The sequence below is a fragment of the Sphingomonas sp. NIBR02145 genome (genome assembly GCF_027359115.1).
Classification (GTDB): Bacteria; Pseudomonadota; Alphaproteobacteria; order Sphingomonadales; family Sphingomonadaceae; genus Sphingomonas; species Sphingomonas kyeonggiensis_A.
Genome location: NZ_CP114791.1, coordinates 4,881,131 through 4,894,546, shown reverse-complemented (window position 1 = coordinate 4,894,546; position 13,416 = coordinate 4,881,131). Strand labels below are relative to the sequence as shown.

At 67.0% G+C, this 13,416-nt stretch carries 9 protein-coding genes; 3 read left to right on the top strand and 6 right to left on the bottom strand.

Features of this window, described 5'->3' with window-relative positions; genetic code table 11:
* Positions 1-6: 6 nt before the first annotated feature.
* The 4 genes from O3305_RS22570 to O3305_RS22555 all read right to left on the bottom strand — a co-directional run bounded on the left by O3305_RS22570 (position 7) and on the right by O3305_RS22555 (position 8,566).
* Positions 7-1,602, bottom strand: coding sequence for a tryptophan 7-halogenase (locus tag O3305_RS22570; RefSeq protein ID WP_269574517.1), 1,596 nt, complete (start codon positions 1,600-1,602; stop codon positions 7-9).
* Positions 1,599-3,146: a tryptophan halogenase family protein gene (locus O3305_RS22565; RefSeq protein ID WP_269574516.1), complete on the bottom strand. Its 1,548-nt coding sequence runs from the start codon at positions 3,144-3,146 to the stop codon at positions 1,599-1,601. The genes O3305_RS22570 and O3305_RS22565 overlap by 4 nt, the downstream gene beginning before the upstream one ends.
* Positions 3,147-3,206: 60 nt before the next feature.
* Positions 3,207-6,554 carry a TonB-dependent receptor gene (locus tag O3305_RS22560; RefSeq protein ID WP_269574515.1) on the bottom strand — a complete coding sequence of 1,116 codons (3,348 nt, stop codon included), beginning with the start codon at positions 6,552-6,554 and terminating at the stop codon, positions 3,207-3,209.
* Positions 6,555-7,048: 494 nt separating this feature from the next.
* Positions 7,049-8,566, bottom strand: a complete 1,518-nt coding sequence (locus O3305_RS22555) for an MFS transporter (protein ID WP_269574514.1) — start codon at positions 8,564-8,566, stop codon at positions 7,049-7,051.
* 58 nt (positions 8,567-8,624) lie between these two features.
* Here O3305_RS22555 and O3305_RS22550 point away from each other — a divergent pair, with 58 nt between their 5' ends.
* A complete protein-coding gene (locus O3305_RS22550) occupies positions 8,625-9,638 on the top strand; it encodes a LacI family DNA-binding transcriptional regulator (protein ID WP_269574513.1) in 1,014 nt (337 codons plus the stop codon).
* 159 nt (positions 9,639-9,797) lie between these two features.
* The gene (locus O3305_RS22545) at positions 9,798-11,069 is read left to right on the top strand and encodes an MFS transporter (RefSeq protein ID WP_446746012.1); all 1,272 of its coding nucleotides are present in this window, start codon (positions 9,798-9,800) and stop codon (positions 11,067-11,069) included.
* A 126-nt stretch (positions 11,070-11,195) separates the two neighbouring features.
* Here the strand turns inward: O3305_RS22545 and O3305_RS22540 are convergent, their stop codons facing one another.
* Both O3305_RS22540 and O3305_RS22535 read right to left on the bottom strand, forming a co-directional pair.
* A complete protein-coding gene (locus O3305_RS22540) occupies positions 11,196-11,366 on the bottom strand; it encodes a hypothetical protein (protein ID WP_184169414.1) in 171 nt (56 codons plus the stop codon).
* Between the two features lie 82 nt (positions 11,367-11,448).
* A complete protein-coding gene (locus O3305_RS22535; protein ID WP_184169416.1) occupies positions 11,449-12,456 on the bottom strand; it encodes a LacI family DNA-binding transcriptional regulator in 1,008 nt (335 codons plus the stop codon).
* Positions 12,457-12,538: 82 nt separating this feature from the next.
* Here O3305_RS22535 and O3305_RS22530 point away from each other — a divergent pair, with 82 nt between their 5' ends.
* Positions 12,539-13,297, top strand: coding sequence for a kinase (locus O3305_RS22530; protein WP_269574511.1), 759 nt, complete (start codon positions 12,539-12,541; stop codon positions 13,295-13,297).
* Positions 13,298-13,416: the final 119 nt, after the last annotated feature.

Here is a 13,416-nt window from a genome sequence, read left to right as displayed (position 1 = left end):
GGGAAGTCATGATTGGGGAGCGGCGAGCCGGGCCAGCCAGGCGTCCTGCATGGGCTGGCGCAGCACCTGCTCGCGAACGAAGCCGAGCATACGGCGGAACTGCGCCTTCACTTCCTCGGGCGGGACCCGATCGATCGCCGGCGGCCAGCTTTCGGGTTCGACGCCCTGGCCGAGGAACAGCGCGCGCCAGCTGTCGGGCGGGAGGTTCTCCTCCTCGAACGGCGCCAATTCGCCACGGGCGCGGAACAGCGCGATGGCATGGGCGAGATCGGGCGATACCTCGCACGCGCCCTGCCAGAAGGGGCCGGCATAGCGGGCGAGCGCGTAATGCGCGGACTGGAAGTCGCGCAGCCGGTCGAGCGCTTCCGTGGTGGCGCGGTTATAGGCGTCGCGCTCGGCAGCGAAACCGGCACTGGCCGGGAAGTCGGCGAGGAGCTGGACCAGGCTGACCTGCAGGCCGAGCAGGTCGAGGCCGTGAACCGGATCGAAACGTGCGCCGAGGGTGACCTGGTTGCCGGTCCAGGGTTGCGCGGGGCGCCCCGGATCGAGCGTGCGGATCACGGCGCCGGTGAGCGGCAGGCCGGCGGCTGTGGTCGCGGCGGCCAGCGCTTCGTCGTCACTGGCGTGCGCGCTCGACCAGACATGGGTGACGAAGGTCGCCGGGCGGCTCGGGTGGAGCGCGGTCCAGCCGGTGGGACCGGCTCGGTTCTCGGCATAGACCGGGAGATTGGCGAAGGCCGGGCCGGCGGCGGTCAGCACGCGGTCCGCAGGGAAATGCGCACGCCAGCTCAGGAAATCCGTGTCGAGCGCGCCGCCGGCATCGACGAACAGATCGCCCGTGAGCCGCCGTCCCTCGCCGAGATCGAGCGCGGTAATCGTCTCGCCCTGTCGTGCAGGGGTTACCGCGTCGGCGGCATGTACAATGACGCCGTGGCGGATCGCCGTCTCGCGCAGCAGCCGGGCATAGGCGGTCGCCGGCAGGTGATAGCCATAGTCGCAGCGGCCGTAGCTCGCGCTCTGGTCGTCAGGCAGCATCAACCGCCCGTGTCGCGCAGCGGCGGCAGTGAGCGAGAAGTCGTCGAGCGGGACGCTCAGGCCATAGGCGCGTGCCTTGACCCAATGGGGGAAGAATTCGTCCTCGCCGATCCGGGTGCCGGCGGAGCCATAGGCGTGGAGGAAGGCGGGTTGCGACTGTGCCCCTACCGCTTCCGAAGCTGATCCCCGGCGAAGGCCGGGGCCCAGGTTCGACGCAGCCTCGGCGGCGCTTGCCCTCTCCTCCAAACCGCTTGCAGCTGGGCCACGGCCTCCGCCGGGGATCTGGTTGGGCTCTATTGTGCTGGGCTCAAGCTCCACAAAATTCTGCCCAAGCGTCAGGCTTCCCCCCGTAGCCCGCAGCACCCCAGCCTCATCGATACGAAGCTGGCTATGCAGCGCCTCCAGCGCCGGGAAGGTGGCGTAGAAATCCACCGGCGCGAGCCCGCTCGGCAGCTCCACCGCCTCCACCCGAACACCCGAAGCCCCAAGCGCCCGCGCCAAGGCAGCCGCCGCCAGCCAGAGCGGCGCATCCCGCCCTACAACGACAACGGTGAACGCCCCGCTCATGCGACCACCGCCACTTCCCCCGCCGGGCAATAGCCGGCCAGGAAATCGGCATGCGCTGGCAACGCCGCGGCGTTGCTGGCGATCCGTTCGCGCAGATCGGAGAGGCGCTCTGCCACCTGATCGAGCGGCGCGCGGTCGGCCTGACGATCCCAGGCCTGGGGCATGATCCCCTGCCCCATCAGCACCGCCAGCCAGCTGTCGCGCGAGAACAGGCCAAGCTTGTAGTCGGGCGCGCGGCCGCTGGAGCGGAAGAGATCGATCTTGTGGGCCAGGCTGTCCGGCAACGCCATGTTCCGCACATGATCCCAGAGCGGTTCGCCGTGGCGCGCGTTGGCGGTGTAATGGAGCACCAGGAAATCGCGGGTCCGGTCGTAATGGATCGCGAACAGCCGGTTGAACTCGGCGGCCAGGCGCGGATCGATCGCGCCGCCGGGCCGGGGCATCAGCTTCGCCAGGTCGGTTACCGCCGCCTGGATCAGGAAGATGCTGGTCGATTCCAGCGGCTCGAGAAAGCCCGAGGACAGCCCGACCGCGACGACATTGCCTTCCCAGCCACGCTCCCGCCGCCCAGCCTGGAAGCGCAGCACACGCGGCTCGGCAAGCGGGGTGCCGTCGATCGCGCCGAGCAGCGTCTCGCGCGCCTGGTCTTCCGAGCAGAAAGCGCTGGAGAAGACATAGCCATTACCGATCCGATGCTGGAGCGGGATGCGCCAGGTCCAGCCGCCGGTCTGGGCCGTCGAGCGCGTGAAAGGCGTGATGCCGGCCACGCTGGCGCACGGCACCGCCATGGCGCGGTCGCAGGGCAGCCATTCGCTCCAGTCCTGCCACGCCACGCCCATATTCTGCCCGAGCAGCAGCGAACGGAAGCCGGAGCAGTCGATGAACAGGTCGCCTTCGATCCGCGCACCCGATTCGAGCGAGACGCTCTCGACGAGCCCGGTCTCGGCGCCGCGCAAGACCTCGACGATCTTGCCCTCGATCCGCTGCACGCCGCGCTGCGTCGCCCAGCCACGCAGATACCGGGCGTAGAGCCCCGCATCGAAATGATAGGCGTAGGAGAAGGTCGAGCGGATCGAGCGCGGGTCCGGATCGGGCATGTCGAACACGCCTTCGCGGCACATCGCGGCGGCGAAGCTGTGCTCGGCGAATTCGCCAACCGGCTTGCCCGCCGCTTTCGCCCGCAGCCAGTGGTGCTGGAAGTCGAGCCCGCCCCAGCGTTCGCCGAACGTGCCGAAGGGGTGGACATAGCGCCCCCCGGGCCTGTCCCAGCCGACGAACTCGATGCCCAGCTTGAAGCTGCCCTGGGTGGCGGCCATGAACTCGGCCTCGTCGAGCCCGAGCATCGCGTTGAACTCGCGGATATGCGGCAGCGTCGCTTCGCCGACGCCCACCGTGCCAATCTCGTCGGACTCGATCAGGGTCAGCGCATAATCTGTCTCCGGCAGCAAGCGCGCCAGCCCGGCCGCGCACATCCAGCCCGCGGTCCCGCCGCCGACGATGACGACGCGCAGGGGCGCCGCGGATGTGCTCGAACTGGGCTGCATGCAATTCGCTCCCGAAAGAAATGGCGCCGCCGAATGAAGGAACGGCGGCGCCGAGGGGAGTTAGAACTTGAACCGGGCGCCGAACTGGAAGCGGCGATCGACCCGGCTCCAGTTTGCGTCGCGGTAGACAGGCTTGGCGCCGGGCGTCTTGCTCGTGTCGCCGAAGATCTGCTGCTGGAACACGCTGGTGGTGCCGAGCAGGTTCGATCCTTCGACCGACAGCTCGACCCATTTCGCCAGCGAGAAGCGCAGGGAGCCGTCGAGGAACCCGGCCGCCTTCTGGAACACCGGCAGGCCGATGCAGCAGTCGAGATTGTCGGTGAGGAAGCGCGAGCGCCAGTTATAGGCGACACGCATCGCTATCGGGCCCTTTTCGTAGAGCATCACCGCGTTGAACGTGTGCTTGGAGATGCCCGCCAGCTGGTGCGAGTCCATCACCACGCCGCGCCCGCCCGATGTGTCGAGGCCCGCGCCGAAGCCGCCGGTGCCGCCCGAGTCCAGCGCGCCCGCCGTCACCAGGTTCGAGTTGTTGATGCCCGACTGGTCGACGAACGTGTAGTTCAGCTGCGTACCAAGCCCGCTAAGCGCGCCGGGCAGGAAGTCGAAGAAAGTCTGGAAGGCAACTTCGAATCCCTTGAGCGTCCCCCCATCCTCGCCGTTGCGCGGGCCGCGCATCAGCACGGTCTGGGTCGAGTTGTTGTTGGTGAAGCTGCGATAGAACTCGCCGTACGAGATGCTCGAATTGAGCTTCTTGTAGAAGCCGTCGATCGTGAACGAGCTGCTGCGGCCGAAATAATGCTCGAAGGTCAGGTCGAACTGGTCGGCCGTGATCGGCTTGAGCGCCGGGAAGCCCGATTCCGCGCGGAACACGAAGTTGTAGCCGGTGACCGTGCCCGCGCCGTTGCGGACCAGGTAGGGCGACGTCGCCGAACCGTCGAGGATCGGTCCCTGGATCGATACGAAGTTGCGCAACAGGCCGAAGTCCGGCCGCGACATGCCCCGCGAATAGCCGAAGCGGATGAAGCTCTTGTCGTCGAGGCCCAGCCGCAGATTGAAGCTCGGCAGCCAGTTGTCATAGCTGGCCTCATAGGTGTTCGCCGTGCCGCCGCCGCTGGCGAAGGCCGCCACGGCCGGCGTGACGAAGCACATCGGGTTGACGATCCAGGTGGCTGGCAGCGTCGAGCCGCAGGGCTGGTAGTTGGTGAAGGTGGTGGTCAGCGGATAGCCGACGCTGCCGTCGGAATCGATGCTGGTGCGGACATAGCGCAGGCCGATATTGCCGCGGATATTCACCCCGCCGATATTCGCATTGTCACCGCCGAAGCGCAGCATCGCATAGGCCGCGGTGGTCTTCTCCTTGACGTGCATCACCTCGGACGGGAGGTAGCAGCCCTCGACCGTGGCATCGGCGCGGTCGCAGATCGGCTCCCAGCCCATCGGCGAACCGGTGGTCGAGCCGCTGACGCCCTGCACCAGCCGCGCGCGGTCCATCAGCGTGGCGCGGTTCATGTAGACCAGCGCCGGGTTGTCGTAGACGCCGCCATCGTAGAAGCCGTCGCCGAGCGTGACCGACTCCCACATGCCCGGGCCATAGCCCTTGAACGCCGGGTGGCCGGCGTTGCAGCTCGGATAGGCACCGCCCGTGGTGTTGTCGATATTGAAGCCCGGGCCGTTGCAGTTCCACGACGCCGCGACCGGCGACCAGTTGAAGGTCGAGTAGCGCACCGTCTGCGCGCGATCGGCATAGCGAACGCCTACCTTCAGCGAGTCCAGCCAGCCGCCCTCGTCGAAATCATAGCCGATATCGCCGCGGAACGCGGTCTCCTTGGCGTCATTGTCCTCCATGTGCGCCTGGACGAACGGCATCCAGTAATTGTGCGGGTTGGAGAGGCCGCCGGCGGCGTAGTTCACGTTCGAGCCCGGCAGCAGCTTCACATTGGGCGTGCCGTCCTTGTTCGTGCTGTACTGCACATTGGCCATCGAGCCGACGGCGACGAGGATGTCGTCATTGGTGGTGTTGGCCCAGATATGCTGCACGTCGAGGTTGACGTGGAGCTTCTCGGTCACGTCCCAGCTGATGTTGCCCGACAGGTCCTGGGTTCGCTCGCGGTGATCGAAGTTGCGCGCCTCGTTCTGGAAATAGAGGCCGTCCTGCAGCGTCGAGCAGACCGAAGGCGCCGCGCAATTGTTGACGAAGGGCTGGCCCGGCACGGCCGAACCGGTGTTGATCGCTTCCTGGGTGCTGTCCCAGCTGCCGCGCCAGCTGCCATGCGCCTGGGTCAGCGTGCCCGACTGGAGCATGCCGTCCGGCCCGAAGACGAAGGCCGAGGTGCCCGGCGCCCGGCCGAGAACCGTGGTGGCGCGCGGGTTGAACGCCGGGGTGCCGAAGTAATTGCCGTCCAGGATCACGTGGCTGGCCCGCTCGAGCCAGGCATTGTGATACTCGCTGTCGTTATACTGGGCCGACATGCGGAAATTGCCCGCATTGTTCTCGTACTGCGCCGCCGCCGAGATGCCGCGCCGGGTGCGGTCGTAATCGACCTGCGAATAGCGGATGCCGTCGGGAATATAGGCCCAGCCGGTGCCGCCGAACGGATTGGCGGAGCAGTTCACGGTGCCGTTGGTCAGCACACCATTGCCCTGCGCATTGGTCGCGCCGGCCGAGCAATAGGTATCGATCTTGTCCATGATCACGTTTTCGGTGCGCGTCACGACATGGCTGCGGGCGAAATTGGCCATCAGGCCGAAGCGGCCGATCGCGGTGTCCCAGGTGTTCGAGATCAGGCCCGAGAACTCGCCGGTCCACTCCTTCGAACGGGTGCCATAGCTCGCCTTGGCGTTGCCGGCGACGACCAGCCCCTTCTGGTCGAACGGCAGGCGGGTGCGCAGATTGACCGTGCCGGCCAGGCCGCCTTCGATCATCTCGGCCGTCTGGTTCTTGTAGGCATCGACGCCGGCCATCAGCTCGGGCGAGATGTCGTTGAAGTTGAGCCCGCGATTGGCATCGGCCGAGAAGCTGTCGCGCCCGTTGAACTCGGTGCGGACGAAGGTGAGGCCGCGGATCAGCACCGCGGTCGGCTCGCCCGAGGGGTGGGTCGAGTCCCCGGCTGCCTGCAGGCGCGAGGTGGTGATGCCCGGCACGCGCTGGAGCGCGCCCGCCACCGAGGTGTCCGGGAAGGCGCCGATATCCGTCGCGGTGATCGAGTCGACCACCGTGTCGGAATCGCGCTTGATCGTCTGCGCGCTTTCCAGTGCCTTGCGGACGCCGACGACGACGATCGCGCCGCTATCGTCCTCCTGGGTGGCTTCGGGTGCCGAGGCGGTCTGCGCCTGGGCAATGCCGGCCAGGCCCATCAGGGCTACGGCCGCCAGCGAGGCGCCGCCCCGCAACAAAGTGATCTGCTTCATCTTTCCTCCCTCCGTCGCGCCTTTGCGGCGCTGTTGCACGCGCGGCACCACGGGGCCCCCGCCCCGCAGCGTCGCTTCAGATTCCAATTCGGTGCTTCAAGGCGCGGATGCGCGAAACGCGCGCAGGGCAAGGCCCGACGCTATCGCGCATGATCGCAAGCCGGCTATGCCGCGCTTCCCCCAAGACACCCTCCATTGTGCCGCCCCCGCTCTCCGGCGGGACCATCCACTTGCGAGCTGCCCGGCCCGGGAAGCTCTTTGCGTAACTTTGCGTAAATTGAGCAAAGCCGCAAGAGGGAAATTCTGCAGAATATTTCTGCCGATATCTTATTATAAAATAACAGTTCTATGCGGATTATCAGTGGGACGTGCACGAATTTCCGCAGCAGCGAACGAGTCGCGCGATGCAATTTTGTCTTGCAATTAATGCAAATTTTGCACAGCCTCGCGCGGCAATGCGAAGCACTGCAAAGCCTTGCGCCCGTGAGGGGCTGTCACCGGGAGCCGGTATCGGCGCTGCGTGGAAGCGTGAGCGCGAAGCCTGCCGCGACCAGCAGCGCCGCGGCGGCGAGGAGGAGCGCGTATTCGGCCTGCCCGTGGAAGACGCGGCCGACCAGCGGCCCGAGCATCGTCGAGGCGACGAGCTGGGGGATCACCAGGAACATGTTGTGGATGCCCATATAGACGCCGGCCTTGCCCGGCGGCACGCTGCCGGCGAGCATGGCATAGGGCATCGACATGATCGCCGCCCAGGCGAGCCCCACCCCGATCGTCGGCAGCCACAAAGCCACCGGATCGCCGACGAGAAGGAAACCGACCAGCCCCGCCGCGCCGAAGCACAGGCACAGCGCATGCGTCAGCCGCCGGCCGAGCCGCTCACCGATGCCGGGCAGCAGCAACGCGCCCAGCGCCGCGACGCCGTTATAGCCGGCGAACAGCACCCCGACCCAGTCGGCCGCTTCATTGTAGCCCGGCGAGGCCGGATCGGCGGTGCCGTAATGCCGGAGCGCCAGCGCGGGTACGGTGTAGATCCACATCGCGAACAGGCCGTACCAGGTAAAGAACTGGACCACCGCCAGCCGCTTGAGCACCGGCGGCATCGACCGGATGTCCTCGACGATCTCGAGCATCCCGATCGAGCTTCGGCCGAGCCGTCGGAGGCGGACGACCACGGCCTGGAGCAGCCCGAACAGGAAGCAGATGCCGGCGATGACATAGATCTCGCGCTTCCATCCGGCGAGCGCGGCAGCCCCGGCGACCCCCGCCCCGGCCAGCATCCAGCCGATACCGTGGCGCACCAGCGAAGCCGCGCGCTCGGGCGACAGCGTCACCGGCGGCATCGCTTCCTCGGGCAGCCGCGTCGGCGCCGGGCATTCGGGGGTGGTGACGATCGTCCAGCTCACCGCCACCAGCAGGCAGACGCCGCCGATATAGAAGGCGCTTCGCACCGATTGCGGCAGCAGATGCGGCTCGGGCTGGCCGCTCAGCCCTGCCCAATGGACCAGCATCCAGGGCAGTGCGGAAGCGAATACCGCGCCGATGCCGATGAAGAAAACCTGCATCGCGAAGCCGGCGGTGCGCTGGCTCTCGGGCACCCGGTCCGCCACCAGAGCGCGGAACGGCTCCATCGCGATGTTGATCGATGCGGTGAGCACCCAGAGCATCAGGCTCGCCGCCCACAGGCTGGTGGCATTGGGCATCAGGAACAGCGCCAGCGCGGTGCAGACCGCACCGGCCAGGATATAGGGGCGCCGCCGGCCGAGCGGGCCGCGGGTGCGATCGCTCAGATGGCCGATGATCGGCTGGACGAGCAGCCCGGTCGCCGGGCCCGCGATCCACAATATCGCAAGGTCGTCGAGCTCGGCGCCGAGCGTCTGGAAGATGCGGCTGGTGTTTACGTTCTGCAGGCCCCAGACAATCTGGATGCCAAGCAGGCCGAAGCACATGTTCCAGATCTGCAACAGGCTGAGCCGCGTGACACGCGGCGCGGCGCCCGCGTCGCCAGCTTGCAATGCTCCCCCCTCACCGTTCTAATCTGGCCGTATTCGGCTTTCCTCAAGCTTGGGCACAATGGGCAGCAGTAGCAACAACAATACGACGCTGGAGGATCTGGCGAAGCTGGCCGGCGTGTCGATCTCGACCGTCTCGCGGGCACTCAACGATCATCCGCTGATCAGCGCGCGCACCAAGCAGAAGATCTGGGCGCTGGCACGCGACCATGATTATCCCTTCCGCCCCTATATGCCGGCCGCGCCGGTGGGAGCCGAGGGGACGATCGTGATCGTCACGCCGTTCATGCGCGGCCGGCCGCTGCCGCTCTCGCACCCGTTCTTCCTCGAGCTGCTCGCCAGCATCGGCGAGGCGGCGCGCGCCCGCGACTGCGACTTCACGGTGAGCCACACCACGCCCGCCAATTATGACGATCTCGTCGCCACCACCACGACCAGCCGGGCGAGCGGGGTGATCTTTCTCGGCCAGTCGATGCTGCACGACGCGTTCAACCAGCTCACCCAGACCAGCGCCAATTTCGTGGTGTGGGGCGCACAGATGGCCGGGCAGCTCTATTGCTCGATCGGATCGGACAACCAGCTGGGCGGCAGGCGGGCGACCGCGCATCTCGCCCGGCTTGGCCGCAAGGCGATCCTGTTCCTGGGCGGCACCGATCCGGAATCGATGCAGCGCAAGCGCGGCTATGACGAGGCACTGCGCGAAGCCGGGATCGCGGCCGATCCCAAGCTGGTGGTGCCGGTCGATTTCGAGCTCGAATCGGCCGACGCGGCGGTGAGCCGGCTCTTGCGGCGACACGTCCATTTCGACGGCATCGTCGCTTCGTCGGACCTGATCGCCCTGGGCGCCATCCGCGCGTTGCGCCGCGCCGGCGTATCGGTGCCAGGCGACGTATCGGTGATGGGCTATGACGACATGCTGCTCGCCCGGCTCTCCACTCCGGCACTCAGCACGATCCGCCAGGACACGTTCGAGGCCGGCCGCCAGCTTGTCTCGCGCATCCTCGACCCTTCCCCCGATCCCAGCGCCGAGCGGCTGCCGACGGACCTGATCGTGCGGGAGTCATGCGGGGCGTAATCCAGTGAATTCCCCTCCCTGGAAGGGAGGGGAGCAGAGGGGAAACCGATTAACCGATTGCCGCCATGCATGCCGCTCGGCTATGCCCGCCCCAGATACAGCGGAAAATCCGCAACCAGAGGTGAAAGTTAGCTTATGCATGGTGCGGCGCTCGGTTTGATGCGGGAGCGCCGGTTCCTGCCGCTCTTCGTCACCCAGTTTCTCGGCGCGTTCAACGACAATCTGTTCAAGAACGCGATGATCTTCTTCGCGACCTATCAGATCTTCAATTCGGTCGAGGACGAGACCCGGTTCAGCGCAATCGCAACGGGCATCTTCATCCTGCCCTTCTTCCTCTTCTCCGCGCTCGCCGGCCAGCTCGCCGACAGCTACGACAAGGCGAAGATCATGCGGATCATCAAGGCCGCCGAGATCGGGATCATGCTGGTCGGCGCCTCGGGCATCTTCCTCAAGAATCTCGAGCTGATGCTGGTCGCGCTGGTCGGCATGGGCGTGCACTCGGCGTTCTTCGGCCCGATCAAATACGCGATCCTGCCGCAGCATCTGAAGGAAGACGAAGTGCTGGGCGGCACCGGCATGGTCGAGGCCGGCACCTATATCGCGATCCTGTGCGGCACCATTGCCGGCGGCGTGATCAGCGCGAAGGCCGCGGCCTTCGCCGTGATCGGCGTGGCGCTTGTCGGCTGGCTGGCCTCGCAGCGCATCCCCTCCGCCCCGCCGCTGACCAAGCTCAAGATCGACTACAACATCTTCCGCGCCTCGTGGCGGCTGATCTCGGCTACGATGCACATCCGCCGGCTCTATCTCGCGATCATCGCGATCAGCGTGTTCTGGACGATCGCCGCGGTGCTAGGCGTGCTGTTCCCGCCGCTGGTGAAGAACGTGTTCCACGCCCAGAAGGACGTGGCGAGCGTGTTCCTCGGCATCTTCTCGGTGGGCATCGCGATCGGATCGGTGATCATCAACCGGCTGCTCAAGGGCCATGTCTCGGCCAAATATGCCGTGCGCTCAGTCCTCTCGATGATGCTCTTCGTGATCTGCTTCTACCTCACCGCGCGCTTCTGGCCGGTGCATGAGGGTCCGCTGCTCAAGACCGCCGAGTTCCTGTCGATGCCGATCGGCTGGGCGGTGCTGGGCACGCTGCTGGCGATCGCGACCACCGGCGGCATGTTCGTGGTGCCGCTCTACGCCTTCCTCACCACCACCGTCGAGAAGTCGCAGACCGCGCGGACCGTTGCGGCGAACAACATCGTCAATTCGGGCTTCATGGTGTTCGGATCGGTCGGCATCTTCGGGGTGAGCAAGATCCCCGGGGTCGGCGTGGCCGAATGCGTCCTGGTCGTGGTGCTGCTCTGCCTCGCCTCGGCCTGGTGCGCCAATCGCCTCTACAAGGCCGAGGACACACCCCACGCGCCGGACGTGCTGCCCTAAAGGGGCGGACGACCACCCTGCCTTTATCCTTCGTCACCCTGAACTTGTTTCGGGGTCCAACCCTCCACCAAGGATATCCCTCGTGGTGCCCTGGATGCTGAAACAGGTTCAGCATGACGAAGCGTTTCAGGCGATGAACGTGAAGAAGCAGACGAAGAAGGCCGTGAAGCTCAATGCGAAGAGCTTCACGTCGCTGTCGTCGCGCAGCTGGCGTTGCTGGGCCACCGCGCGGCGGACATAGCGGCGGAACGGATGGCGGCGGGGGGCATAGCCCTCAAGGACGAGCTGGCGTTGCATGGCCAGCAGTTAACGACTTCTTAACTTTTGCCGCCAGCGCCGTGTTTGGTTAACCCCTGTCCGGCTGCGGGACAGCTATTGGTTACCGGGACACCGGCCCGGTGCTCGCCCGTATCATCAGCTTGTGCTCCAGCGTCACCCGCGGCTGCGGCGCCGTCCCGGAAAGGATCAGCTCGGCCGCGGCGGCAGCAAGCTCGTGCACCGGCTGGCGGATCGTGGTCAGCGGTGGCCACACCGCGCGCGCCAGGTCCGAATCGTCGAAGCCGGCGATCGACAGCTGGCCCGGCACGTCGATGTCGCTCTCATGCGCCACCGCGAGCGCGCCCGCCGCCATGTCGTCATTGCCGGCGAAGATCGCGGTCGGCCGGTCCTTGAGCGCCAGCAGCTCGCGCGCGGCGGCCGCGCCCGAGGCGAAGTCGTTCTCCGCCGCCACCACCAGCGCCGGATCGAAGGCGATGCCATGCGCCTCGAGCTCGGCCTTGTACCCCGCCAGGCGATCGGCCGACGAGGCGTGGCTCTCGAGGCCGCGGATCATCGCGATCCGGCGATGGCCGAGCCCGATCAGGTGCGCGGTCATCTCGCGCGCGGCGGCGACGTCGTCCATCGCGGTCGACATGCCCGCGTCCTGGCGGATGCCCGGCGCGATCCGCGCATAGGGCAGCCCGCGCCGGTCGAGCTCGTCGAGCAGCGCCGTCGCCTCGGTTACCGGCGGCGAGAGGATCAGCCCGTCGAGATGCGTCTCGTCGATCAGCGCCAGCACGTTGGAGACCAGGTCCGGCGACTGGCTGTCGATCGGCTGGAGCAGCAGCCGGTAGCCCAGCTCGGTGCAGCGCTGCTGCGCGCCGGTCTGGACGTGATAGATGTAATAGGGGCTGGGATTGTCGTAGAGCAGCCCGACCTGGAACGACTTGCGCCCGGCCAGCGTGCGCGCCGCATGGCTTGGCCGGAAGTTGAGCCGTGCCACGACTTCCTCGACGCGGCGGCGCGTCTCTTCGCTGACATGCTTCTCGTTGTTGAGCACCCGGCTGACGGTCTTGAACGACACGCCTGCGATCTTCGAGACTTCCTTGATCGTCGGACGACTGGACACAAGTTTTCCCCGCCGGGAAGGGCCCCGGCCCGCACCAGCCTTATTTGACAGCGCTGGCAGAGCGCAAGCACAGATGCAGCCGATGGCCGCGCCCCCGCCCCTTCCCGCCGCCGAGTGGATCGCCGAACGGCTCCGCCCCGGCACACGCCGCCCCTTCGTGCTGGGCATCGCCGGCGCGCAGGGCAGCGGCAAGAGCACGATCGCCCGCGCGCTGGCCGAGCGCTTCGCCTGCCCGGTACTGTCGCTCGACGACCTCTATCTGGACGGCGCCGAGCGCCGACACCTTGCCGAGACCGTCCACCCGGCGCTGCGCACCCGCGGCGTGCCCGGCACGCATGACGTCGCCGCCGGCCTTGCCGCGATCGAGGCGCTGGCGCATGGCCCCGCCCTGCTTCCCCGCTTCGACAAGGCCCGCGACGAGCCCGGCGCGCCCGAGCAGGTCCCCGGTCCGGCCGGGATGCTGATCCTCGAAGGCTGGTGCCTCGGCGCCCGCCCGCAAGGCGAGGCGGAACTTGACGAGCCGGTCAACGATCTCGAGCGCACCCAAGACCCCGACGGACGCTGGCGCCGCTGGGTCAACGCCCGGCTCGCCGGCCCCTATCAGGCACTATGGGCGCGGATCGACCAGCTGGTGTTCCTGCAGGCGCCCGGCTTCGAGATCGTCGCCGACTGGCGGATCGAGCAGGAGCGCAAGGCCGGCGGCCCGATGAGCGATGCCGAAGTCCGCCGCTTCGTCCAATATTATGAGCGGCTGACCCGCCACATGCTGCGCCACGGCGGCGCGTGGGCGGACCTTACGCTACGGCTCGACGCCGACCGCAGGCCCGATTTCGTAACGTAGATCAATCCCAACATGAAATTTGCGTAATATCGGGACTCTTCCCTCAGAATCTGCGTGCGCGTGAATGTTTCCGTCTATATTGGAAGCGGGGCTAACCGTCCGGAATCGAATAGAAACCA